At 65.9% G+C, this 21,664-nt stretch carries 26 protein-coding genes; 12 read left to right on the top strand and 14 right to left on the bottom strand.

Features of this window, described 5'->3' with window-relative positions:
- Positions 1-3: 3 nt before the first annotated feature.
- From DRB17_RS00955 to DRB17_RS00945, 3 genes are all read right to left on the bottom strand, one after another.
- A complete protein-coding gene (locus tag DRB17_RS00955) occupies positions 4-708 on the bottom strand; it encodes an ABC transporter ATP-binding protein (RefSeq protein ID WP_114580288.1) in 705 nt (234 codons plus the stop codon).
- 117 nt (positions 709-825) lie between these two features.
- Complete coding sequence (locus tag DRB17_RS00950; protein ID WP_114580287.1) at positions 826-1,608, bottom strand: ABC transporter ATP-binding protein; 783 nt, start codon at positions 1,606-1,608, stop codon at positions 826-828.
- Between the two features lie 124 nt (positions 1,609-1,732).
- Positions 1,733-2,056 carry a DUF6898 family protein gene (locus DRB17_RS00945; RefSeq protein WP_241503699.1) on the bottom strand — a complete coding sequence of 108 codons (324 nt, stop codon included), beginning with the start codon at positions 2,054-2,056 and terminating at the stop codon, positions 1,733-1,735.
- Positions 2,057-2,090: 34 nt separating this feature from the next.
- On the opposite strand from DRB17_RS00945, the gene DRB17_RS00940 reads away from it, so the two are divergent.
- Together DRB17_RS00940 and DRB17_RS00935 are read left to right on the top strand one after the other, a co-directional pair.
- Positions 2,091-3,323, top strand: coding sequence for an acyl-CoA dehydrogenase (locus DRB17_RS00940; protein WP_114580286.1), 1,233 nt, complete (start codon positions 2,091-2,093; stop codon positions 3,321-3,323).
- Positions 3,253-3,822, top strand: a complete 570-nt coding sequence (locus tag DRB17_RS00935) for a thermonuclease family protein (RefSeq protein WP_147274770.1) — start codon at positions 3,253-3,255, stop codon at positions 3,820-3,822. The genes DRB17_RS00940 and DRB17_RS00935 overlap by 71 nt, the downstream gene beginning before the upstream one ends.
- A gap of 3 nt (positions 3,823-3,825) precedes the next feature.
- Here the strand turns inward: DRB17_RS00935 and DRB17_RS00930 are convergent, their stop codons facing one another.
- Complete coding sequence (locus DRB17_RS00930; RefSeq protein ID WP_114580284.1) at positions 3,826-5,037, bottom strand: iron-containing alcohol dehydrogenase; 1,212 nt, start codon at positions 5,035-5,037, stop codon at positions 3,826-3,828.
- A 131-nt stretch (positions 5,038-5,168) separates the two neighbouring features.
- Here DRB17_RS00930 and DRB17_RS00925 point away from each other — a divergent pair, with 131 nt between their 5' ends.
- From DRB17_RS00925 to DRB17_RS00915, 3 genes are read left to right on the top strand one after another with little or no spacing between them, the layout of a single operon-like run.
- Positions 5,169-6,281 carry a mandelate racemase/muconate lactonizing enzyme family protein gene (locus DRB17_RS00925; protein WP_114580283.1) on the top strand — a complete coding sequence of 371 codons (1,113 nt, stop codon included), beginning with the start codon at positions 5,169-5,171 and terminating at the stop codon, positions 6,279-6,281.
- Positions 6,278-6,655 carry a CidA/LrgA family protein gene (locus tag DRB17_RS00920; protein WP_114580282.1) on the top strand — a complete coding sequence of 126 codons (378 nt, stop codon included), beginning with the start codon at positions 6,278-6,280 and terminating at the stop codon, positions 6,653-6,655. Before DRB17_RS00925 ends, DRB17_RS00920 begins: the two co-directional genes overlap by 4 nt.
- Before the next feature lie 14 nt (positions 6,656-6,669).
- Entirely contained in the window at positions 6,670-7,389 is a 720-nt protein-coding gene (locus tag DRB17_RS00915; protein ID WP_114580281.1) for an LrgB family protein, read from the top strand.
- Here DRB17_RS00915 and DRB17_RS00910 read toward each other — a convergent pair.
- The 8 genes from DRB17_RS00910 to DRB17_RS00875 all read right to left on the bottom strand — a co-directional run bounded on the left by DRB17_RS00910 (position 7,373) and on the right by DRB17_RS00875 (position 12,631).
- A complete protein-coding gene (locus DRB17_RS00910; protein WP_114580280.1) occupies positions 7,373-7,846 on the bottom strand; it encodes a MarR family winged helix-turn-helix transcriptional regulator in 474 nt (157 codons plus the stop codon). The genes DRB17_RS00915 and DRB17_RS00910 overlap by 17 nt on opposite strands.
- A gap of 146 nt (positions 7,847-7,992) precedes the next feature.
- Entirely contained in the window at positions 7,993-8,886 is an 894-nt protein-coding gene (gene mmsB / locus DRB17_RS00905; protein WP_114580279.1) for a 3-hydroxyisobutyrate dehydrogenase, read from the bottom strand.
- A 39-nt stretch (positions 8,887-8,925) separates the two neighbouring features.
- The gene (locus tag DRB17_RS00900) at positions 8,926-10,026 is read right to left on the bottom strand and encodes an enoyl-CoA hydratase/isomerase family protein (RefSeq protein ID WP_241503698.1); all 1,101 of its coding nucleotides are present in this window, start codon (positions 10,024-10,026) and stop codon (positions 8,926-8,928) included.
- Between the two features lie 147 nt (positions 10,027-10,173).
- A complete protein-coding gene (msrA, locus tag DRB17_RS00895) occupies positions 10,174-10,644 on the bottom strand; it encodes a peptide-methionine (S)-S-oxide reductase MsrA (protein WP_114580278.1) in 471 nt (156 codons plus the stop codon).
- Between the two features lie 108 nt (positions 10,645-10,752).
- The gene (locus DRB17_RS00890) at positions 10,753-11,028 is read right to left on the bottom strand and encodes an acylphosphatase (RefSeq protein ID WP_114580277.1); all 276 of its coding nucleotides are present in this window, start codon (positions 11,026-11,028) and stop codon (positions 10,753-10,755) included.
- Positions 11,025-11,459 carry a hypothetical protein gene (locus tag DRB17_RS00885; protein WP_114580276.1) on the bottom strand — a complete coding sequence of 145 codons (435 nt, stop codon included), beginning with the start codon at positions 11,457-11,459 and terminating at the stop codon, positions 11,025-11,027. The genes DRB17_RS00890 and DRB17_RS00885 overlap by 4 nt, the downstream gene beginning before the upstream one ends.
- Before the next feature lie 52 nt (positions 11,460-11,511).
- Entirely contained in the window at positions 11,512-12,279 is a 768-nt protein-coding gene (locus DRB17_RS00880; protein WP_161958657.1) for a metal-dependent hydrolase, read from the bottom strand.
- Between the two features lie 28 nt (positions 12,280-12,307).
- Positions 12,308-12,631: a hypothetical protein gene (locus tag DRB17_RS00875; protein WP_147274769.1), complete on the bottom strand. Its 324-nt coding sequence runs from the start codon at positions 12,629-12,631 to the stop codon at positions 12,308-12,310.
- A 229-nt stretch (positions 12,632-12,860) separates the two neighbouring features.
- Here DRB17_RS00875 and moaA point away from each other — a divergent pair, with 229 nt between their 5' ends.
- The 3 genes from moaA (at position 12,861) to DRB17_RS00860 (ending at position 16,037) form a co-directional block, all read left to right on the top strand.
- On the top strand, positions 12,861-13,859 hold the full coding sequence (moaA, locus tag DRB17_RS00870; protein ID WP_114580458.1) for a GTP 3',8-cyclase MoaA: 999 nt from the start codon (positions 12,861-12,863) through the stop codon (positions 13,857-13,859).
- A 178-nt stretch (positions 13,860-14,037) separates the two neighbouring features.
- On the top strand, positions 14,038-14,478 hold the full coding sequence (locus tag DRB17_RS00865) for a hemerythrin domain-containing protein (RefSeq protein WP_114580273.1): 441 nt from the start codon (positions 14,038-14,040) through the stop codon (positions 14,476-14,478).
- A 128-nt stretch (positions 14,479-14,606) separates the two neighbouring features.
- The gene (locus DRB17_RS00860) at positions 14,607-16,037 is read left to right on the top strand and encodes an amidase (RefSeq protein WP_114580272.1); all 1,431 of its coding nucleotides are present in this window, start codon (positions 14,607-14,609) and stop codon (positions 16,035-16,037) included.
- Positions 16,038-16,135: 98 nt separating this feature from the next.
- On the opposite strand, the gene DRB17_RS00855 is transcribed toward DRB17_RS00860, so the two are convergent.
- On the bottom strand, positions 16,136-16,933 hold the full coding sequence (locus DRB17_RS00855; protein WP_161958656.1) for an SDR family NAD(P)-dependent oxidoreductase: 798 nt from the start codon (positions 16,931-16,933) through the stop codon (positions 16,136-16,138).
- Positions 16,934-17,088: 155 nt separating this feature from the next.
- Between DRB17_RS00855 and DRB17_RS00850 the strand changes: the two genes are divergently transcribed.
- Complete coding sequence (locus DRB17_RS00850) at positions 17,089-17,862, top strand: NAD kinase (protein WP_114580270.1); 774 nt, start codon at positions 17,089-17,091, stop codon at positions 17,860-17,862.
- A 115-nt stretch (positions 17,863-17,977) separates the two neighbouring features.
- Here DRB17_RS00850 and DRB17_RS00845 read toward each other — a convergent pair whose 3' ends face one another.
- Positions 17,978-18,208, bottom strand: a complete 231-nt coding sequence (locus DRB17_RS00845) for a DUF1127 domain-containing protein (RefSeq protein ID WP_114580269.1) — start codon at positions 18,206-18,208, stop codon at positions 17,978-17,980.
- A 144-nt stretch (positions 18,209-18,352) separates the two neighbouring features.
- Between DRB17_RS00845 and DRB17_RS00840 the strand changes: the two genes are divergently transcribed.
- The 3 genes from DRB17_RS00840 (at position 18,353) to DRB17_RS00830 (ending at position 21,649) form a co-directional block, all read left to right on the top strand.
- Positions 18,353-19,303 (top strand): transcriptional regulator GcvA, encoded by a 951-nt coding sequence (locus DRB17_RS00840; RefSeq protein WP_114580268.1) that lies wholly within the window; start codon positions 18,353-18,355, stop codon positions 19,301-19,303.
- Positions 19,304-19,397: 94 nt separating this feature from the next.
- Positions 19,398-20,567: an acetylornithine deacetylase gene (gene argE, locus DRB17_RS00835; RefSeq protein WP_241503697.1), complete on the top strand. Its 1,170-nt coding sequence runs from the start codon at positions 19,398-19,400 to the stop codon at positions 20,565-20,567.
- Positions 20,568-20,578: 11 nt separating this feature from the next.
- Complete coding sequence (locus tag DRB17_RS00830) at positions 20,579-21,649, top strand: AbrB family transcriptional regulator (protein WP_241503696.1); 1,071 nt, start codon at positions 20,579-20,581, stop codon at positions 21,647-21,649.
- The last annotated feature ends 15 nt before the right edge of the window (positions 21,650-21,664 follow it).

Here is a 21,664-nt window from a genome sequence, read left to right as displayed (position 1 = left end):
TCTTCAGCCGCCGAGGAACATCTCGGCCACCTCGCGGTTGGCCAGAAGATTGCGCCCGGTGTCCTCGAAGCGATTGCGGCCGGTGGCCAGCACGTAGCCACGGTGCGACATCGCCAAGGCCTGCTTGGCGTTTTGTTCCACCATTAGAATGCTGACCCCCAGGCCGTTGATTTTCTGGATATTATCGAACATCAGGTCGACGATCGCGGGAGCGAGGCCCGCCGTCGGCTCATCCAGCAGGATCAGCCGCGGGTCCAGCATCAGCGCGCGGCCCATCGCCACCATCTGGCGCTGCCCGCCCGACAAGGCGCCTGCCGGCTGGCGGCGCTTCTCGTACATCGCGGGGAACAGCTCATAGACCTTCTGCAGCTCCTTCGAGAAGTCGTCGTTGCGGATGAACGCGCCCATCTCGAGGTTTTCCTCGACGGTAAGCGTCGGGAACACATTCTTTTCCTGCGGAACGTAGCAAAGGCCGGCGCGCACCACCTGATCGGGCCGCAGATTCGTGATCTCCTTGTCCTCGAAGACGATGCGGCCCTCGCGGACCTTCACGAGACCGAAGATGGTTTTCATCACCGTCGACTTGCCGGCGCCGTTCGGACCGATGATGACGACGATCTCGCCTCGATCGACTCTCATCTGGACACCGTTGAGGATATCCACGTCGCCGTAGCCGGCGCGGATGTTCTCGACCGTCAGCAGGCTCATTCCGCTCCCCTGCACCCCATCGTAGCCCCGATGTCTGCACGCCGCCGGGCCACCGACTTTTCATTCTTGTCGGTCGCACGCCCCCGTGACCTGAAGCTAGCAACCCCCATCGGACCGCTAGGCCGTCGCATCGGCCGCCGTCGCCGCGCCGCCGCCGAAGTAAGCCTCCAGAACCGCCTCGTTCCGGCGGATCTCGTCCATGCTTCCCTGCGCCAGTACCTTGCCCTGCGCCATGCAGATTACTGGGTCGCAGAGCTGTGCGATCAGGTCCATGTCGTGCTCGATGATGCAGAAGGTATAGCCACGCTCGCGGTTCAGCGTCTGGATGACTTCGGACAGCTTGCCGAGCAGCGTGCGGTTCACCCCGGCGCCCGGCTCGTCCAGAAGGACAACCCGTGGCTCCGTCATCATCGTGCGGCCGATCTCCAGCAGTTTCTTCTGTCCGCCGGAGAGGTTCCCAGCCAGCTCGTGCCGGAGGTGCGTGAGCTGCAGCATCTCCAGCACCTCATTCGCCCGCCGGCGCACCGCGAGTTCGTCGGCCTTCGCCTTGCCGGGGCGCAGCCAGGCGTTGAACAGGTTCTCGCCCGACTGATTGGCGGGAACGATCATAAGGTTTTCCAGCACCGTCATCCGCGTCAGTTCATGCGGAATCTGAAAGGTGCGGACCAGCCCCTTCTCGAACAGCTTGTGCGGCGAAAGGCCGGTCACATCCTCCCCGTCAAGCAGGATCTGCCCGCCATCCGGCTTGATGAAGCCGGCGATGGTGTTGAACAGCGTCGACTTACCGGCCCCGTTCGGACCGATCAGGCCCGTGATGGTGCCGTTGCCGACCTCCAGCGAGCAGTGGTCGACCGCGACCAGCCCACCGAACCGCTTGACGATGTCGCGAACCTCAATCATCGCGCCCCTGTTCCCCGCGCTGCCCGACCTTGTGCCCGGTCCTGTCGCGCTGTCATTGCATGGCCGTTTTGCAATGCGTGCGGACCTATAGACGACCACGACAATGGGAGCAAGAGGCGAAACTTTATTTCCCGCCTCCCGAACCCCGTGCCGGACCGCGACCGCCGCCGTCGCGCTCCAGCACATAGCGCAGCTTGTTGAGGGCTGCACGTTTTAATTGTTCCTCCCCACGCGCCGCATCCCCAACGATGGTGACTTCCGTCAATGTCTGCGGATCCATCGCCGAAACCTTGACGAACCTGCCTTGGGGCAGAAATTCGATGATAACCCTGTCTTCGCGCATGCCCTCACCCGATCGAACGGCGTCATCATAACGCAGCGCGCACGCGGCCACCATGCGCCTGCCCCTTTCATTGCCGCGCTGCAACGTTAAGATAGCGGCAACCATCAGCCAATGTCCCAGCAATCAACCGAGGATCGCCATGACCCCAGCCGAGCCGGCCCGCAAGACCGAAGGCGGCGCGCCCGCCCAGTCCAAGCCGCAGTTCCAGTGGGACGACCCGCTGCTGCTGGACGAGCAGCTCGACGAGGATGAGCGTATGATCCGCGACACGGCACGCGCCTATTGCCAGGAGAAGCTGCTGCCGCGCGTGCTGGAGGGCAACCGGCACGAGACGCATGACCGCGCGATGATGAACGAGATGGGCGAGCTTGGCCTGCTCGGCGCTACCGTGCCCACCGAGTATGGCGGCGCGGGCGCCAACTATGTGTCTTATGGCCTGATCGCCCGCGAGGTGGAACGCGTCGATTCCGCGTACCGCTCGGCGATGAGCGTGCAGTCCTCACTTGTGATGTACCCGATCCTGACCTACGGCACCGAAGAGCAGCGGCGGAAATACCTTCCCAAGCTGGCTGCCGGCGAATGGGTCGGCAGCTTCGGCCTGACCGAACCCGACGCGGGCTCCGATCCCGGCAGCATGAAGACGCGGGCGAAGAAGGTCGACGGCGGTTACAGTCTCTCAGGCGCGAAGATGTGGATCACCTCCTCGCCGCTGGCCGACGTCATCGTCGTCTGGGCCAAGAGCGACGCGCACGACGGCAAGATCCGTGGTTTCATCCTGGAAAAGGGCATGAAAGGGCTGTCAACGCCCGCGATCGAGGGCAAGTTCAGCCTGCGTGCCTGGCCAACCGGCGAGGTCGTGATGGACGAGGTCTTCGTTCCGGAAGAGAACCTGCTGCCCAACGTGGAGGGCCTGAAGGGGCCGTTCGGCTGCCTGAACCGGGCACGCTTCGGCATATCGTGGGGTGCCCTGGGCGCGGCCGAATTCTGCTGGCACGCGGCGCGCGGCTACACTCTGGAACGCAAGCAGTTCGGCAAGCCGCTGGCCCAGACCCAGCTTATCCAGAAGAAGCTGGCCGACATGCAGACCGAGATCACCATTGGCTTGCAGGCTGTGCTGCGCCTCGGCCGGCTGATGGACGAAGGCCGGGCCGCGCCGGAGATGATCTCCCTGTGCAAGCGCAATTCCTGCGGCAAGGCGCTGGACATCGCCCGGACCGCGCGCGACATGCACGGCGGGAACGGGATCGCAGACGAGTACCACGTCATCCGCCACGTCATGAACCTGGAGGCGGTGAACACCTATGAGGGCACGCACGACGTCCACGCCCTCATCCTCGGGCGCGCACAAACGGGGCTTCAGGCTTTCTCCTGAGCTTCGGCGGTCGAGGCATGGCCTGCCGCTCCGGCGCTTTGCGGCCGTCCTGGGCACGTTCGCCCTGATACTGGGATCGGCCGCGCCCGCCGCGTCGGAGTTCCGCAGCTACGCCTTGGTGCAGCCGGATGCCACGCTGAAGGTCGCCGGGCGGCACGTGCGGCTCTGGGGTATATTCATTCCCGACAGCGGGCAGGAGTGCCTCACGCTTTTCAACCCGCCCCGGTGCGGAACGCGCGCGGCCATCGCGCTGGAGCAGCGCATCCAGCGCTTCGTCACCTGCGAGATCCAGGGGCGCGACCGCGACGGCATGCCGCTGGCGATCTGCCGCGAGGGGATGACGAAATTCGATCCGGGCGAGGATCTGGCGGCCTATCTGCTGCGCGAGGGCTGGGCCGTGGCCGCACCCTATGCCCCGTTCGAGTACCACACGCTGGAGCGGATCGCGCGGACGCGCGGCTTCGGCATCTGGGGATTCCAGGTGGAAAGCGTTCGCTGACGGTTAGTCCGCGGTCAGCAGTGCGCGCGACAGCGACAGCGCCTCCGCCTCGCCGACATGCCGGCAGTTGGCCTGTAGCATCGGCGCATTCTCCGGCCGCAAGGTCGCTTCGGCGACACGCTCGGCGTCCTTCTCGGCCAGTCCGTCGCCCGCCAGCGAGACCGGCAGCTCCAGTTCACGCAGGAAGCGGTTGAAGACCGCCGCAAGCTCGTCCGCTAGCGCCTCGTCGCTTGCCGTGGGATCCACCTGAAGCCCAAAGGCGTCCGCCACAGCCGCGTGGCGATCCGGTGCCGCCTCGGCATTCCAGCTCAACGCCGCGTCGAGGCCCAGTGCGACCGCCCGTCCGTGCGGCACGCCCGCCAGCGAGCCCAGGGCGTGGCCCAGGGCGTGCGCGACGCCCGTTCCGGCCCGGTCGATCGCCCTGCCCGCTAAGCAAGCCGCGCGCAGCATGGCGCCGCGCGCCTCCAGGTCGTCCGGCTGCGCCACCGCGCGCGGCAGATAACGGCGCACCAGGCCGATTGCCTGCATCGCCGGCAGGTCGATTCCCGGCAGGAAGGTCCGGTTGGTCGTCGCCTCAACCGCATGTACGAGGGCGTCGACGCCGGTCGCCACCGTCAGACCGCGGGGCAGCGTCACCGTCAGTTCAGGGTCGAGAACCGCGACCTCCGGGTGCAGCCCCTCGCCCCAGGCCCACAGCTTGGTCCCGTCGGGCGCGGCAAAGATGGAGGTGCGTGTCACCTCGGCGCCGGTGCCCGCCGTCGTCGGGACGGCGATGACCGGCAAGCGGCGGTCGGGGAACGCCTTCGCCCCCAGGCCGTAAGCGCCGACCCCCTGCCCGTCGACCGCCAGCGCGCCGACCAGCTTGGCCACGTCGATCACCGATCCGCCGCCGACGGCGACGACGATATCGGCGCGATGATCGCGCGCCTGCTCTATCGCCGTGTCGACATCCTTTGCCTTGGGCTCACCGGCAATGGAGGTATTCAGCCAGACCTCGCAGCCGCTGGCCGCAAGGTTAATGGAGACCCCCTGCAACAAGTCCGCCTGCGCGATCTCCGGATCGGCAATCAGTATGACTCGCGAGCCTTCCCCGCTCAGGCCGGCGACGTCCGTCGCCAGCCGTGTCGCGCGCCCTCTGCCATAAGCGACAAGGGTGCCTTCGTTGCCGCCGCTGGTTTCTATATTTGAATTTGTATATGTGTCCCTGTTCGTCATCTGCGCCGCCCCGCCTGACTTCTGTTAAGATTTATAACAAAAGTGAGACGGGTTGTCTCCCGTCTCGTCGTTGACGATCGCTCGAACCGCGCACAAAGTCCGCGACGCCATTCCTCTGGGAGATTTAGCCGATGAAGATAACCGGCATACGGCACAGCCGGCATCGCCTGCGCCTCGATCCGCCCTTCCCGCCGGCCTGGGACAGCCGGCCGCGTCATGCCTTCGAAACCGATATCGTGCGGATCGAGACGGACGAGGGTCTGACAGGTGTCGGCAGCGGCGATACCATGCCGGGTTTTGCCGGGCACGAGGAGCTTTTCATCGGCCGCGATCCGCGCGACCTGGAGCGCCATGCCCGCGTCATCGACAACCTGTCGTTCCACTACGGCCGGTGCTGGCCGTTCGAGGTCGCGTTGTGGGACCTCTTCGGCAAGGTCTCCGAACAGCCGGTTTGGCGCCTTCTCGGCGGCGCGACGGGCGGCCGGCTGCGCTGCTATGCCTCCACCGGCGTCTTGCGCGGGAAGATGGACACTGTCGCCACCGCCGCCGCGATCAAGGGGGCGGGGTACCCGGCCCTGAAGCTGCGCTTCCATCGACCGCACTGGCGCGAGGACCTGAAGATGGTCGAGGCGGTACGCGACGCGCTGGGCGACGCCATCGATATCATGGTGGACTGCAATCAGGCTTGGCGGATGCCCTGGGATACGGCCGAACCCTGGACGCTGAAGGAGGCACTGGCCTGCGCGCGCGAGCTTGAAGACCTCGACGTCTTCTGGCTGGAGGAGCCATTGCACCGTGGGGACTTCGATGGCATGGCGCGGCTACGCGACTCCGTGGACCTGCGCATCGCGGGCGGAGAGATGGCGCGGGAGATTCACGACGTCCATCAGTTGACCGACCGTGGCTGTCTCGACGTGCTGCAGCCGGACGCCGTCGTCTGCAGCGGCATCGGCGGCCTGTCGCGCGCCTTCAAGGCCGCGCGCGACCGGGGCCTGGAAATATCACCGCACACCTGGGGCAACGGCATCGGCCTGCTGGCGAACGCCCATCTGGCAGCGGGGGTCGGCGGCTGTCCCTACCTTGAGTTTCCGTTCGACCCGCCGGAGTGGACACCCGAGCGCCGGGACTTCCCGCTGACCGCACCGGTCGAAGTAGATAGCGACGGCTGGCTGCAACTGCCGGAAACGCCGGGGCTCGGCATCGAACTGGATGGGGACCGCCTGGCGGCGACGGAGGTGACATGAACCTCGGCTTTGTAACGCTTCTTCTGGTCTGTCAGCTTGTGGGGGAGATTGTGGCGCGGGTGCTGGAGCTTGGGTTGCCGGGGCCGGTGATCGGGATGCTGATCCTGTTCACCGGGCTGGCCCTCCGTGGCGGGGTGCCCGATGAGCTGCAGCGAACGGCGCAGGGCCTGCTGCAGCACCTGTCGCTTCTGTTCGTTCCTGCTGGCGTGGGGGTCATGAGCTATCTCGGCCTGGTGGCCGAGGAGTGGGTGCCCATCACCGCGTCGCTCGTCATTAGTACGGTCCTCACCATCGCGGTCACGGCGCTGGTCATGGTGGGACTCTCGCACCTGACCGGGGACCGTCCACTCGGGGCCGCCCGGAAGGACGGCTAGGCGGACACCCGGATATGGAAGGCGAGCTTCGTCAGATCTGGGTCTACCTGGCCGAGCAGCCGCTCCTGGGGCTGACCGTCACGCTGGTCGCCTATCAGGCCGGGCAATGGGTCTACCGCAAGGCCGGCATGTCGCCCATCGCCAACCCGGTCCTGCTCGCGGTCGTGGCGCTGGTCGCTCTGCTGTGGCTGACCGGCACGAGCTATGAAACCTATTTCGAGGGCGCGCAGTTCGTGCATTTCCTGCTGGGACCGGCGACGGTGGCGCTGGCCGTGCCGCTTTACAACAACCTGAAGCACATGCGCCGGGCGGCGCTGCCGCTGACGGTCGCGCTGGTCGCGGGCACGGTGACGGCCGCGTCCACGGCGGTCGGCATCGCATGGCTTCTGGGTGCCACCGAGCGCACCCTGGCCTCGCTGGCGCCGAAATCGGTGACCACGCCCATCGCCATGGGCATTTCCGAGCAGATCGGCGGCCTGCCGTCGCTCACGGCCGTATTCGTCATCCTGACCGGAATCCTGGGCGCGGTGCTGACGACCTGGACCCTCGACGCGCTGCGCATCCGCGACTGGCGCGCGCGGGGATTTGCGATCGGCGTGGCCGCCCACGGCATCGGCACCGCCCGGGCATTGCAGCTCAGCGAAGTTGCCGGTGCCTTTGCCAGTCTGGCGATGGGCCTCAACGCCGTGGCAACGGCCGTGCTACTGCCTCTGCTGATCAGGCTGCTGTGGTGAACGGAGAGCGCGTTCCCATGCGCGCCGCCGCCCAGTAGCCTTCCAGCCGATGCAGGGAGTCGTTGGCCGTGGACAAGGCCTGCCGGTCAATCCCGTTGCCGGACAGATCCTCGGCATGGACACCGAACAGCTTGTCGAGCTGCTTGCAGATCTCCATGCCCTTGTCCGAGCAACTGAGATGCGTGGCACGCTTGTCGTGCGGCGAACGCTCCTGCTTGAGGTAGCCGGCCTCGACCATCTTCTTGACGTTGTAGGAGACGTTCGAGCCCAGATAGTAGCCGCGCTGCGTCAGCTCGCCGACGGTCAGCTCGGAATCCCCCAGGTTGAACAGAATCATCGCCTGCACGGCGTTAAGGTCGCGAACACCGAGACGGTCGAGTTCGGCCTTGACCACCTCCATGCACTGCCGATGCAGACGCTCGATCAGCGCGATCGTTTCGAGGTAGGAACCTTTCACGGGGCATCCCCCCTTCTTCTTCGTCCACAAGGTCAATAAGCCGTCGCGCCGCCCGCCAACGGCGCCGCCCTCGCGGTTATAAAAGATGCATCCTTAACGCCGCGTTACTTGCCGGGAATTCGTCGCAAACTATGCGCGCGATCGGCTCAAAACCACTCGCCGCGCAGCATCTTGTAGACGCCGCTGTAATCCTTGTCCGCGTAGCCGCTGTTGCAGAAGATGGTGTAAAGCGCAGCCGCCTCGGCTCCCATCGGCGTGGCGCAGCCCGCGTTCAGCGCGGCGTCCTGCGCAAGGCGCAGATCCTTCAGCATCATTCCGGCGGCGAAACCGGGCTTGTAGTCCCGGTTCGAGGCCGCCGTTTCCACAATTCCCGGCACCGGATTGTGGTTCAGCATCGCCCAGCACATGCCCGATGCCTGCGAGGAGATATCGAACAGCTTTTGCGGGTCGAGCCCCTGCTTCTCTGCGAGCGTGAACGCCTCGGATATGGCCAGCATGGAGATGCCGAGAATCATGTTGTTACAGGCCTTGGCCACTTGGCCGTTCCCGGCCGGGCCGGCATGCACCGCCGCCTTGCCCATGATGTCGAACAGCGGCTTGGCGGCGTTGAAGGCCGCCTCCGAGCCGCCCACCATGAAGGTAAGCTGCCCCGCCTCGGCGCCCGCGACGCCGCCGGAGACAGGTGCGTCCAGCATCTCCAGGCCCTCATCCTCCGCGGCCTCGTGCACGGCGCGGGCACTGGCGACATCGATGGTGGAGCAGTCGATCAGGTGCGCGCCCTCGCGCGTGACGGAGAGCACCCCGCCCTCGCCGGTATAGACCTCGTGGACATGCTCGCCCGCGGGCAGCATGGTGATGACGGTCTCCACGCCCTGGGCCGCCTCCTCGACCGAGCCGACGACCTTGATGCCGTTCTTCTCCGCCGTTTTCAGCGCGTCGGCGCCGATGTCGTAGCCCTTCACACCATGGCCGGCCTTCACCAGGTTCGCGGCCATCGGGCCGCCCATGTTGCCAAGGCCGATAAAGCCGATTTCCGCCATGACGTCTGCCTCCCCGTTGCTTCGTGCCTTGCGTGATCGTCAGTCGTCGACGAATGCCAGGTCGCGCTCGCCCAGCGGCGCGAAGGCGCGCTCGATCTCGGCGTCGTCGACCTCGGCAAGCGTCGCCGGCCGCCACTTCGGGGCATGATCCTTCTCCACCAGGACGGCACGGATGCCCTCGTAGAACTCGTGCCCCGCCATGCAGGCCTGACTGAGACGGTATTCCATCCGCATGCAGTCGTCGAAGTCCATCTCCGCCCCGCGACGCAGCGCCGCGAAGGTCAGCTTCAACGAGGTGGGCGAGCGTTGGCCCAGCGTCTCCAGCGTCTTCGCCGCCCAGTCGCCGCCCTCGGCCTCCAGCGCACGGAGGATATCCTCGACGCTGTTCCGCCCGAAGCAGCGGTCGATCGCGGCGCGCTGCTCGGCGAGCGGCGCCGGGCCGGGATCGGCCGCGAAATCGGCCAGCACGCCGTCGACGACAGCCTTCGGATCGCCCGACCAGCTTGCCGCCGCCAGCGCGTCGTTCAGTTCGTCGCCACGCTCGCTCGGCACATAGTGCGTGGCGAAGCCGGCGTGGACAGCGTCCGCCGTCTTCAGCCGCGCTCCGGTGAGGGCCATGTACATGCCGGTCTGCCCTTCCAGGCGCGGCAGGACCCAGGTCGCCCCGACATCCGGAAAGAAGCCGATCGCCGTTTCCGGCATGGCCACCATCGTGCGGTCGCCCGCGATACGGTGACTGCCATGCACCGACAGCCCGACGCCGCCGCCCATGGTGATACCGTCGATCAGCGCAATGTAAGGCTTCGGATAGGCGTGGATGCGGCGGTTCAGCGTGTACTCCTCGCGGAAGAACACCGCCGTGAGATCGTCGCCCGCCTTGCCGGCATCCCACACCGCGCGCACGTCACCGCCGGCGCAGAATGCCTTCTCGCCGGCGCCGCGGATCACCACGGCCTGTACCGCCGGATCGCGCGCCCAATCGCGCAACAGCGGGTCGAAGTGGCGGATCATGTCCAGCGTCAACGCGTTCAGCGCCTTCGGCCGGGTCATCTCGACCTCGCCCAGCCCGCCGCGCCGCTGAAACCGAATCTCCTCAGTGCCGCCCAAGTCCCGCACAGCCTCGGTCGTCGCCTCGCTCACGCCTGTCCTCCGCTAAAAGTCCCGTTGGATACTTCGGACATGCATGCCCGGTTCCCGCAACCGGCGCAAGGGCGTCGCGGTATGACCACCAAGGCGTACCGGCACAATGAAGCCTTGAGCAGCTACAACCCTAGAAGTCGAACGACCTCAGATCCCGCACGTCGCCAGGCCGCGCTTCTCCAGGTACTGCTGGTGATAGTCCTCGGCCAGCCAGAAGGTCTGGGCGGGGGCGATCTCGGTGGCGACGGGGCGGCTGTCCTTGCCGGACTGCGAAAGCCGCGCTTTCGAGGCCTCCGCCGCCTCGCGCTGGGCGTCGTCGTGGTGAAATATGGCCGAGCGGTACTGCGTGCCCACATCGGGGCCCTGCCGGTTTTTCTGGGTGGGATCGTGGGCCTCCCAGAACACGTCGAGAAGCTGCTCGTAACTCACCCTCGCGGGATCGAAGTCCACCTGCACGACCTCGGCATGCCCGGTGCGGTCGGTGCAGACGTCCTCGTAGCTGGGATTGGCCAGCGTGCCGCCCATGTAGCCGACGCGCGTCGCGAGAACGCCCTGCACCTGACGGAAAGCGGCTTCGACACCCCAGAAGCAGCCGGCGGCGAATGTGGCGGTGGCCATCGCGTGTCTCCTCTACGTGCGTTTCCCGCTCATGATGTAGGCATCGGGTGGGCTGCGTCCAGATGGCGCCGTCGTCGGAGGCTGGCACGAAGCGCGGAAACCGAAGCCTTAAACGCTTGACACCTGATGGAAACCGGGCTCCACCGGCTCGTGGAAGGGCTCCACCTCGACGTTGCGGACATAGGCGGCCGACGGCCCGTTCCAGCATTCGGACACCATGTCGTCGACCAGTGATTCATCACCCGCGAAGATCGCCTCGACGGTCCCGTCGTGGCGATTGCGCACCCACCCGTGAAGACCGCGCCGCGCCGCCTCGTCGACCGTCCAGCCGCGATACCAGACGCCCTGGACCCGGCCATGAATGATCGCACGCACCCGTTTCATGCCCGTTTCGCTCTCCTGTCCTTATCCGCCTCGCCGGGATAGAGCGCGGCCATCGCCACCGCCACCGCACGCTTGGCGCAGCGTGCCCACTCGCGGCGGTTCTGCCACTGGTCCTCCACCGTAATGACCGGCAGTTTCGGGTTCTCGTGCATCAGCGCATTGCGCGTGCGGCGAAGCCACGCAAGCTCCTCCGCCAGGGCCGGGTCCGTGCTGGTGAAGCGACCCTGCGAATCCACGATGGTCGCGGCCAGGATCACGGCCGCCGCCCAGGCGCCGGCGCAATACACCGCCTGGAGATCGAGCATCAGCGCGCAGGCCTGCTCGCTCAAGGCCGGGGCGGCGCCGCCCCGCCCCCGTTCGTCCTCCAGCGACTCGAACCAGTGGCGGCGCTCTTCCCAGGTGTCGAGGTCCGGGTATTCGATGTGTTCCATGACACGGATATGGGAAGCGCCGCCGCCCGATTCGAGCAACGGCGAAGCCGGATCAGAACTCGGCCGAGTCACCCGGCTGCATGATTCGCACCGCGGGATGATCGGCCAGCGCGGCCTCCACGTCCGCATCACTCGCCAGAACGCCGAAGGTGCCATAGTGCATCGGCACGACAACCTCCGGATCGAAATACTTGTCGATCGCCATCCGCGCGATCTCCGGATCCTGGTTGTAAGGTCCGCCGCCGGCCTGCAGCAGCACGATGTCCGGGCTGTGGATCTCCTCGATCAAGGCCATGTCGCCGAAAATCCAGGTGTCGCCGGTGTCGTAGAGCGTGCGCCCGTCGTTGAACTCCAGCACGAAGCCGACCGGCCGGCCGCCGGGGTCGCTGGAATGCATGGCGGGAACGTAGTGCACCGTGACATCGCCCACTTGGTACTTGCCGCCGACGTTGCCGCCCTTCTGCTGGTCCTTCGGTACGTCCATCGCGCCGGCGTGTTCGTACGCCCCGATGATGGGCGCGCCGGAGGCCTTGGCGATGGCCTCGGCATCGGCCACGTGATCGAAATGGCTGTGCGTTACCAGGATGGCATCCGGCTGGTACTGGCCAATGTCCTTGTATTCTTCCGGGGTCTTCGGATTCTTGCTCAGGAACGGGTCAAGCAGGATCGTGGTGCCGCCGGGCGACGTTACCTCGAAGGTGGCATGGCCCAGGAACTTCAGGCCGATCTTGCCGTCGGCGGCCACGGCACCCACCGTCCCGGCCAGCAGCATCGCCCCGCCCAGAAGCGCCGTCGAAAAGGCGCGCAGTAGTGATTTCATCATGTCCTCCCTGCTTGGCTCGATAAATCTAGTTGCCGGGCAGCACCGGGCCCGTCGGAACGCTGCCGCCCCCTTCCCGGGCGCGGCAATAGGCCTCCGCGCGCTGGCGGAACAGTTCCGCGCGCTCGGCCGCGATCACGTCCTGCTCCCGCATCGCCGCGATATCGGCCAGCCGCTTGTCCAGGCAGGCGCGGTAGGCGTCCGTTCCCTGCTCCGCAGCCTGCTGAGGCGGCGGAAACAAGTCGTCCCAGTGAATCCGCAGCAGCACGCCAGCCACCGCCAGCACGACAAGCGCGGCCACCACACGGGCGAACGGACGGTCAAGAGCGGACTGCGGTGACGACCCCTTCATATCGCCGGGAAGGCTAGGCCGTAGGATGGCTCACGGCAAGCGTGACGAGCCGGTCCCGGCGAAGACCCGCGCGGGATCGGTGTTTGCCATACGTCGCGAAAAGTCCCACGTTCTTTAGGGGAGAAAAACGGTTCGGAATCCGTTATAGTCTGGCGAATACAACGTTGCGCCGGTGGCTGGAACCTGCTTCCATCGGCGCACACGGATGCAACATGGCGCGGAGTACACGATGAGTGAACTGGTCGATCCGTTCGGACGCGATATCAGCTACTTGCGCGTATCGGTGACGGATCGCTGCGACTTCCGCTGCGTTTACTGCATGGCCGAGGACATGACCTTCCTGCCGAAGAAGGAGGTCCTGAGCCTTGAGGAACTGGACCGGCTGTGCAGCGTCTTCGTCGGTGTCGGCGTGAAGAAGCTGCGGCTGACGGGCGGCGAGCCGCTGGTCCGACGCAACATCATGTGGCTGATCGAACGCCTGAGCCGTCACCTGGCCAGCGGCGCGCTGGAGGAACTGACGATCACGACGAACGCCAGTCAGCTTGCCCGCTATGCGCAGCAGCTTGTCGATCTGGGCGTGAAGCGCGTCAACGTGTCCTTCGATACGCTGGACCCGGACAAGTTCAAGGCGATCACCCGCTGGGGCCGCTACGACCGCGTCATGGCCGGGCTGGAAGCGGCAAAGCAGGCCGGTTTGCACGTCAAGATCAACACCGTGGCCCTGAAGGGCGTCAACGACGACGAGTTCGAGAAGCTGATCGACTGGGCGCACGGCGAAGGTTGGGACATCACCTTCATCGAGGTGATGCCGATGGGCGACGTCGGCGAGAACCGGCTGGAGCAATACCTGCCGCTGTCAATGCTTCGCGGACAGTTGCAGCAGCGCTATACGCTGGAGGATATCGACTACAAGACCGGCGGACCGGCCCGCTATGCGCATTGCGAGGAGACAGGCGGGCGCATCGGCTTCATCACGCCAATGACCCACAATTTCTGCGAAAGCTGCAACCGCGTGCGCCTCACCTGCACCGGCATGCTGTACATGTGCCTGGGTCAAGAGGATTCGGCGGACCTGCGCGCGCCGCTGCGGGCCAGCGACGACGACCGCGTGGTGGTGGATGCCATTCACGAGGCGATCTCGCGCAAGCCGAAGGGGCACGATTTCGTGATCGACCGGCGCCATCGCCGCGCCTCCGTGGGCCGGCACATGAGCGTGACGGGCGGCTGAGCCCACCACGCGCTTGACCGGCAACGGGCGCACCCGTACCGGTGTCTGAGCACCCTGCCTGCCTGAACACCGGCTAAGTAATAAATTTTTAGTTAGAACGTTATTTTATTTCCTGAATGAAAGCATTTGGGCACTCTCTCTGCGTGCATCATGCTCCAATCATGGATGGACATGCGGAATGGCGGAAATCGACTCCCGGCTTGAGCAGATTCCCTGGGTTGACGCCTTCAATGTTGGCCAGGCTGAGATCGACCTTGAGCATCGACATCTGTTCGATGAGATAAATCGATTTGTGGACCACGTTTTGTCGAAGGAAGCGAACAAAACGACGCTCGACACGCTCATTACACGGATGATTTCAAATCATAAATTCCACTTCATCCATGAAGAACAGATTATGCTGCGATACAATTACTCGCAGCTTCCAGCCCACGCGATCGAGCACCGCAACCTCGAAGCGAGAATTAACGAGATATATGGCGAATTCACCTTTACGTCTCCAAATAACCTGGACGGGCTTCTGGATCAATCCCTGACCATCAAGGAGCTTATCCTCGATCATTTCCTGCACTACGATCTAAAATACAAGTCGCATCTGATGAATGCACAGGGGCGGTAGGCTACTGGACATTCCTGTCGGACGCGGGTTCCCCTTGGCACGGAAGTTCGGCTTCTTCAGGTAAGGTGTCGCTGGCTCGCTACGTTGGCGGCTTGAATGAGCATTCCCCGAGCATCGGGTGCAGCACCATGAAATTCGACCGGTACGAGGACTTCGACGCCGTCGCCCTGGCCGGACTTGTCAACCGGGGCGAGATGCAGCCCATTGAGATCCTGGACGCGGCAATCGAACGGATCGAAGCACGGGATGGCCGCGTCGGCGCAATCCGCCTGGAGATGTTCGATCGGGCCCGAGAGCGTGCGGCACGGCTGATGCCCGAGGATGGGCCGCTTGCCGGCGTGCCGTATCTGATCAAGGATCTCGGCATCATCATCGACGGGACGCCCACGACGAACGGCATGGCCTGCCTGAAAGACGTCTCGGCCAAGGGTACGAGCACGGCGGTGACGCGCCTTGAGGCTGCCGGCGCGGTGGTCTGCGCCAAGACCGCATCCAGCGAGATGGGACTATCCTATTCGACCGAGCCGAAAAGCTTTCCGCCCACGCGCAATCCCTGGAACCTGGAGCGTACCGCCGGCGGCTCCAGCGGCGGCGCGGCGGCGGCCGTGGCCAGCGGCATGGTCCCGGCCGCGCATGCCAGCGACGGCGGCGGCTCGATCCGCGTTCCCGCGGCCTGCTGCGGGCTGTTCGGCCTGAAGCCAACGCGGGGTCGGGTGCCGATGGGCCCCGTGATCGGCGAGGGCTGGAGCGGCCTGGCCACGCAGCACGCCATCACGCGCAGCGTTCGGGATTCCGCCGCGCTGCTGGACGCCACCGCCGGACCAGAGACCGGAGACCCATATTGGGCCCCACCGCCACCGGACTCCTATCTATCGGAGGTGGGGCGAGATCCCGGCCGTCTGCGTATCGCCTTACAGCTCGACGCCGGCCCCAGCTACCCCACGGTCCCCGCCTGCCGCGCGGCGGCGGAGGAAGCGGCCCGGCTTTGCCAGTCGCTCGGCCATGTCGTCGAGGAAGCCGCGCCAATGCTGGACGAAACAGCCTTCGCCGAGGCGTTCCTCACCATCGTCGCCGCGCACACGGCGGACGATATAGCGTCCTTCTCGATGTTCCTGGGCCGGCAGATCGACGAGGGCGAACTGGAAACCCAGACGGCTCTCCTGGCACGTCGCGGCCGCGAGTTGACCGCCGCCGATTATGCCAGGGCACGCAACTCGATCCAGATGGTGGGCCGGCAACTTGGCCAATTCTTCCAAACCTTTGACGTGGTCCTGACGCCCACACTGGCGCAGCCGCCGGTCCCGCTCGGCCACCTGGACACCGATTTGCCCGACCCGCAGGAGGCGCTGCGCCGCGCCGGCGCCTTCTCCCCTTTCACGCAGCTTGCCAACGCCACCGGCTGTCCGGCCGCGAACATCCCGCTGGTCTGGTCCGAGGACGGCTTGCCCTTGGGCAACATGTTCATGGCCGCCATGGGCGGCGAGACCCTGCTGCTACGCCTCGCCGCGCAGCTTGAGCAGGCACGGCCCTGGTGGAACCGGCGACCCCCGGGATTCTAGAGCATTTTCGCGTTCAGTGGAATCGCTCAAACGCTCTAGCTCTTTGATTTGACGCATTTTCGGACGGCGAACCGGTTCCCACTTCGCCTGAAAATGCTCTAGGTACGACGCGTGCCCACCCGGCTGAAGAACCCCATGACCGCGCCAAGGCCGCCGGCCGCGATCCGGCGCGGCAGGAAATAGGGCGTCAGCGCCGCCCGCGATGCCGCACCGCTGACGTGCACAGTGCAGCGGCCCAGTGCGCCGAGTGCCTCCCGCGCCACATCTTCCGGGTCGCCGGCGAAGGGGATCGAGCCGCGCAGCCCTGCCCGCTCGGCCATGCCGGTGCGCGTGGCGCCAGGGCATAGCGCCAGCACATCGACGGGCTGGTGACGCAGTTCCTCCGCCAACGCCTCGGTCCAGCTCTGTACAAAGGCCTTGCTGGCGGCATAGGTGGCGACATACGGAATGGGCTGCACGGCGAACGTGCTGGACACATTGATTAGCCCGGCCCGCCGTCCCGCCAGCCGTTCCCGGTCGATCATCCCGGGCAGCAGGTTCACGGCGAGGTCCACAACGGCGGTGCAGTTGACCTGGACGGTGTCGACCTCACCTTGCGGATCGTTTTCCAGCACGGCGCCGAACTGTCCCATGCCGGCGTTGTTGATCAGCAGATCGATCTCCAGCGCCTGCGCCTTGTCGATCAAGGCGCGGCGGTCGCCCTCGCGCGTCAGGTCGGCCGGTATCGATTCGACCGTTCGTTCGCCGACCGACAACTCCTCCCTCAAGGCAACCAGACGCTCGCTGTCCCGGCCGGTGAGCAGCAGGTCCGTGGTTTCCGGTATCGTCCGTGCGAAGGCGGCGCCGATGCCGCTGGACGCGCCGGTGACGAGGGCAAATCGGTAATCCGTGGCCATCTGAAGCGCCATCCTGTCTACGGTTTTCCTGTCTGGCTGACTGTCAGGAGATTGCTCTTTCGAGACACGTGTCAATTCATGGAAATGCGCGACCCTGGCAGTCACGAACAGCTTCGTTATACTTCAACCACCTTGCAGGGACATCCGGTATAGACATGCACCGCCGCCACGTCGCCTTCGTCGCCTCGGACGCCACAGAGGCCCAGGAGGCCATGAAGCGCCTGAAAGCCCGGTATGACCATGTCGAGCCGGAGGAGGCCGACGTTATCGTGGCCCTGGGCGGCGACGGCCTGATGCTGGAAAGCCTGCACCGCTGCATGGACAGGTCCGTGCCGATCTATGGCATGAACCGCGGCACCGTCGGCTTCCTGATGAACGAGTACAGCGAGGACGACCTTCGCGAACGGTTGGACCGCGCGGAGGAGGTGCAACTCCACCCGCTGCGCATGCTGGCCGAGCAGACGGAGAACGGCGGCGAGACGCAGACCGCGCTTGCCATCAACGAGGTCTCGCTGCTGCGCGAAAGCCGTCAGGCGGCCAAGATCCGCGTGAAGATCGACGGAGTCACACGGCTGGAAGAGCTGGTCTGCGACGGCATCCTTATCGCCACGCCGGCCGGCAGCACGGCATATAACCTGTCGGCGCACGGCCCGATCATTCCGATCGGCGCCCCGCTGCTGGCGTTGACACCGATCAGCGCGTTCCGACCGCGGCGCTGGCGTGGCGCCCTTCTGCCTCACAAGGCGGAAGTGGTTTTCGAGATTGTCGAGGCGACGAAGCGGCCGATATCGGCCACGGCGGACTATACCGAGGTTCGCGACGTGCGGCGCGTCACCGTCTACGAGGACCGCTCGCTTGCCTCGCACCTGCTGTTCGACCCCGAGCACAACCTCGAGGAACGTATCCTGAAAGAGCAGTTCCTTCCCTGAAGCATTTTCAGGCGACGTGGGAACCGGTTCGTCGCCCGAAAATGCGTCAAACAAGTGAGTTCGAGCCCACAAGGACACGGGCGGACAATGTCCGCCCGTGCCATCCCTGCGAAACTTACGGCAGCCAGAAGGGCTTGCGCACTTCCTGCGCGACCTCGGCATCGGCGAGACCAATGTCGCGGCGCATATGCGGCTCCATCGCGGCCAAATGGGCGCGTTGGGCCGCACGCGACTGCCAGCAAAGCAGGGTCTGCCAGGCAGCGGCCAGGATTCCCCGGCGCGCGGGGCGGCAAACGTAGCCATTGCCGACAAGGCTGCGACCTGCGGTGCTTTGTGACGTGGTCATCGAAAGTCTCCTAATTCATCCGACATACCATGATGCGTTATCTCATCGAGATATCGCTTCCGTTACTTGACAAATGCGCCAAAATCCGCGCATTCACAAACGATGATATTTCAGGAACCCATGAACTGAACTAATGCGATCCCGATGTCGCGCCGCTTGCCGCCACTAAACGCCCTACGCGCATTCGAGGCCGCCGCGCGCCACCTGTCGTTTACAAAGGCGGCCGAAGAGCTGTTCGTCACGCAGGCCGCCGTCAGTCATCAGGTGAAGGCGCTGGAAGCGCAGCTTGGCCTGGCGCTGTTCCGCCGGAAGAATCGCGCCATCCTGTTGACCGACGCGGGTCAGGCCTATTTGCCCGTCGTGCGCGACGCCTTCGACAACATCGCCGAGGCCACCGAGCGCCTACAGGCCGGCGAGGACGACGGTCCGCTGCGCATCACCACCCTGCAGTCGTTCGCCGCGAAGTGGCTGCTGCCCCGCCTCAGCCGATTCCGTGCCGTGCATCCGGACATCGATGTTCTCCTTGCCACTAGCGAAGAGGCCGTCGATCTGCACAAGGGCGACATGGACGCGGCGATCCGCTTCACCGAACTGCGCGAGACGGATCTGGAAATGGTCCACCTGATGAACGAGACCATGTTCCCGGTTTGCAGCCCCGCCCTGCGGGACGGCACGCCACCGCTTGAGACGCCCGTCGATTTGCGCCACCACACGCTGCTGCAGGACCGCTGCCACGACAGCCCCGCCGATCCGGGCTGGCGTGTCTGGATGGAGGCCGCCGGGCTGAGGGGAATCGACCCGCATCGCGGACCCGGATACAGCGATTCCAGCCTCGTCCTGCAAGCCGCCGTGGCCGGACAGGGCGTGGCGCTGGGGCGGCGGTCCCTGGCTATCGACGACCTGGGCGCCGGCCATCTGGTGAGCCCCTTCGGCCCCGTGCTGCGGACCGGCTACAGCTACTGGTTCGTCTGCACACCGGCGAAGGCCCGCGACCCCCGCGTGCGTGCCTTCCGGGAGTGGCTGGGCAAGCAGATCCGGGAAGAACGGCTGGATCCACTGTCGGACGACGAGGCGGCGGCCACGCACTCGCCGTGATGCGCAACACTTATGCCGACGCGGGGCGTCCGGCTGGCCAAGCGGCCCGTAAGCGGTTAGACAGTCCGGGCCAAACATGGGGAGGAAGGCAGACGTGCCCGACACGCCAAGCGCCAAAACGGTGCGCATGCTTGAACGGTTGATCGCGTTCGATACCACCAGCCGCAACTCCAACCTGGAACTTATCAGGGATGTCGAACGATATCTCACCGGCCTCGGCGTCGATTGCGAGTTGACATACGACGACGCCGGCGGCAAGGCGAATCTCTTTGCCACGCTGGGACCGGTGGACAGGCCTGGCATCGCCCTTTCCGGCCATACGGACGTCGTCCCGGTCAACGGTCAGGACTGGTCGAGCGATCCCTTCGATGCCGTGCAGCGCGACGGCAAGTTTTACGGCCGCGGAACCTGCGACATGAAGGGCTTCCTCGCGGCATGTCTGGCTTACGCGCCCAAGTTCCTGGAGGCGCGGCCGGAAACGCCGGTGCATCTCTGCCTGTCGTATGACGAGGAGGTCGGCTGCCTTGGCGTGCGCAAGCTGCTGGCCGACCTTGCGCGCCGCCCCGTCAAGCCGCGTATGGTGATCGTGGGCGAACCGACGGAGATGCGGGTCGTCAACGCCCATAAGGGCAAGCTGTCGATGCGCGCCACGGTGCGTGGCCTCTCGTGCCATTCGTCGCTGGCGCCACAGGGCGTCAACGCCGTGGAGGCGGCAGCACGGCTGACGGTGTTCCTCTCGGACATGGCGCGGCGGAAGGCGCAGGAAGGCCCCTTCGACGAAGCTTTCGACGTGCCCCACACGACCGTCCAAGCGGGCGTCATCGACGGCGGGACGGCCGTGAATATCGTGCCCTCGGAATGCCGCCTGGCCTTCGAGTTCCGCAACTTGCCCCAGGACGACCCGCGGGACCTGCTGGCCGAGGCGGTCGACTTCGTCCGGCGGGAGGTGGAACCGGCCATGCAGGCCATCGATCCCGCGACCGGCTTTACCTTCGAGGAACTGGCCAGCTTCCCGGCCCTGGACACCGAGCCGGACGCGGCAGTGGTGACGCTGACAAAGGCCCTGGCGCGGGCCAACAGCACCAGCAAGGTAGCGTTCGGAACCGAGGCCGGGTTGTTCGCCGCCGACGGCATTCCCGCGGTGGTCTGCGGACCGGGCTCCATCGAGCAGGCTCACAAGCCCGACGAGTTCATCACGCTCGATCAGCTTGCGCAGTGCGAGTGGTTCCTCGACCGCCTGCTCGACCACGTGCGGGGCGGCTGACGTAAATCGCAGTGCCCGAATCTCCTGAGATACCACTTCGTGTCCTTTTGACGCTGGCCATCGGGGCGCTCGGTGGCGCGCTGGCAAAGTGGGCCGGGCTGCCGCTGCCGTGGATGCTGGGCGCCATGATAGCGACGACCACCGCAGCCATCGTCGAGGTGCCGCTTGGCATGTCGATGCCGTTGCGCGCGCTGTTCGTCGCCGTGCTGGGCGTCATGCTGGGCAGTGCCTTCACGCCCGCGATCCTGGCGCGGCTGAACGACTGGGCGCTGAGCCTGCTGGCCCTGACGGCGTACACGGCGGTGGCCGGCGCGCTGGGCGTCCTGTTCTTCCGCCGGGTGGCGAACTACGACGGCGTCACCAGCTATTTCGCCGCAATGCCCGGCGGCCTGACCGAGATGATCCTGGTCGGCGAGGCGATGGGCGGCGATCCACGGGCCATCTCGCTGACGCACGGCTCGCGCATCATGCTGGTGGTGATGGCGCTGCCTTTCGCGTTCCAGCTTTTCCTCGGCTACGACGCGGGCGCGCGGCCCAGTGCGGGCCGGCCGCTCCTGTCCGTGGCGCCGCTCGATCTCATGATCCTGGCCGCCTGCGGTGCCGCGGGGTTTTTCGCCGCCCGCGCCCTGCGCGTGCCGGCCGCGCCGGTGATCGGACCGATGGTCTTGTCGGCCGCGGTACATCTTGGCGGCGTAACGGAGGCCGGGCCGCCGACCGAGCTTGTCGCCGCCGCCCAGGTCGTGGTGGGTAGCGCCATCGGCTGCCGCTTCGCCGGCACGGCGCCGGCCACGGTCCTGCGCGCGGTGCTCTGGGCGGCGGGCGGAACGGCGGTCCTGCTGGGAACGGCGGTCGCATTCGCCTGGGGCGTGCACCACGCCACAGGACTGGAGGTCGCCGTCCTGACGCTCGCCTATTCACCTGGCGGACTGGCGGAGATGAGCCTGGTCGCCCTCGCCCTGGGGCTCGATCCCGCCTTCGTCGCCACGCACCACATCGTGCGAATTTTTGTCATCGTCGTCGCCGCCCCCCTGGTGTTCCGGCTGCTGCGCCCCCGCCCCGATTCGCACGGACGAAGCACCTAGATTCGCCTCTCGCGT

It is taken from the genome of Ferruginivarius sediminum (assembly GCF_003344765.1).
GTDB lineage: Bacteria > Pseudomonadota > Alphaproteobacteria > Kiloniellales > Rhodovibrionaceae > Ferruginivarius > Ferruginivarius sediminum.
The sequence above is the reverse complement of the archived record's forward strand: the minus strand, read 5'-3'. Positions and strand labels throughout refer to the sequence as shown.

Excerpts from the sequence above, each read along its gene's own strand:
- DRB17_RS00890 (WP_114580277.1), bottom strand. The coding sequence starts at position 11,028 with ATGAAACGGGTGCGTGCGATCATTCATGGCCGGGTCCAGGGCGTCTGG.
- DRB17_RS00880 (WP_161958657.1), bottom strand. The coding sequence starts at position 12,279 with ATGAAATCACTACTGCGCGCCTTTTCGACGGCGCTTCTGGGCGGGGCG.
- DRB17_RS00915 (WP_114580281.1), top strand. The coding sequence starts at position 6,670 with ATGGAAGGCGAGCTTCGTCAGATCTGGGTCTACCTGGCCGAGCAGCCG.
- DRB17_RS00845 (WP_114580269.1), bottom strand. The coding sequence starts at position 18,208 with ATGACCACGTCACAAAGCACCGCAGGTCGCAGCCTTGTCGGCAATGGC.
- DRB17_RS00925 (WP_114580283.1), top strand. The coding sequence starts at position 5,169 with ATGAAGATAACCGGCATACGGCACAGCCGGCATCGCCTGCGCCTCGAT.
- DRB17_RS00930 (WP_114580284.1), bottom strand. The coding sequence starts at position 5,037 with ATGACGAACAGGGACACATATACAAATTCAAATATAGAAACCAGCGGC.
- DRB17_RS00875 (WP_147274769.1), bottom strand. The coding sequence starts at position 12,631 with ATGAAGGGGTCGTCACCGCAGTCCGCTCTTGACCGTCCGTTCGCCCGT.
- DRB17_RS00935 (WP_147274770.1), top strand. The coding sequence starts at position 3,253 with ATGAGGGCACGCACGACGTCCACGCCCTCATCCTCGGGCGCGCACAAA.
- DRB17_RS00860 (WP_114580272.1), top strand. The coding sequence starts at position 14,607 with ATGAAATTCGACCGGTACGAGGACTTCGACGCCGTCGCCCTGGCCGGA.
- DRB17_RS00950 (WP_114580287.1), bottom strand. The coding sequence starts at position 1,608 with ATGATTGAGGTTCGCGACATCGTCAAGCGGTTCGGTGGGCTGGTCGCG.
- msrA (WP_114580278.1), bottom strand. The coding sequence starts at position 10,644 with ATGGCCACCGCCACATTCGCCGCCGGCTGCTTCTGGGGTGTCGAAGCC.
- DRB17_RS00940 (WP_114580286.1), top strand. The coding sequence starts at position 2,091 with ATGACCCCAGCCGAGCCGGCCCGCAAGACCGAAGGCGGCGCGCCCGCC.
- DRB17_RS00865 (WP_114580273.1), top strand. The coding sequence starts at position 14,038 with ATGGCGGAAATCGACTCCCGGCTTGAGCAGATTCCCTGGGTTGACGCC.
- DRB17_RS00840 (WP_114580268.1), top strand. The coding sequence starts at position 18,353 with ATGTCGCGCCGCTTGCCGCCACTAAACGCCCTACGCGCATTCGAGGCC.
- DRB17_RS00945 (WP_241503699.1), bottom strand. The coding sequence starts at position 2,056 with ATGGTTGCCGCTATCTTAACGTTGCAGCGCGGCAATGAAAGGGGCAGG.
- DRB17_RS00855 (WP_161958656.1), bottom strand. The coding sequence starts at position 16,933 with ATGGCCACGGATTACCGATTTGCCCTCGTCACCGGCGCGTCCAGCGGC.
- DRB17_RS00920 (WP_114580282.1), top strand. The coding sequence starts at position 6,278 with ATGAACCTCGGCTTTGTAACGCTTCTTCTGGTCTGTCAGCTTGTGGGG.
- DRB17_RS00885 (WP_114580276.1), bottom strand. The coding sequence starts at position 11,459 with ATGGAACACATCGAATACCCGGACCTCGACACCTGGGAAGAGCGCCGC.
- DRB17_RS00850 (WP_114580270.1), top strand. The coding sequence starts at position 17,089 with ATGCACCGCCGCCACGTCGCCTTCGTCGCCTCGGACGCCACAGAGGCC.
- DRB17_RS00955 (WP_114580288.1), bottom strand. The coding sequence starts at position 708 with ATGAGCCTGCTGACGGTCGAGAACATCCGCGCCGGCTACGGCGACGTG.
- mmsB (WP_114580279.1), bottom strand. The coding sequence starts at position 8,886 with ATGGCGGAAATCGGCTTTATCGGCCTTGGCAACATGGGCGGCCCGATG.
- moaA (WP_114580458.1), top strand. The coding sequence starts at position 12,861 with ATGAGTGAACTGGTCGATCCGTTCGGACGCGATATCAGCTACTTGCGC.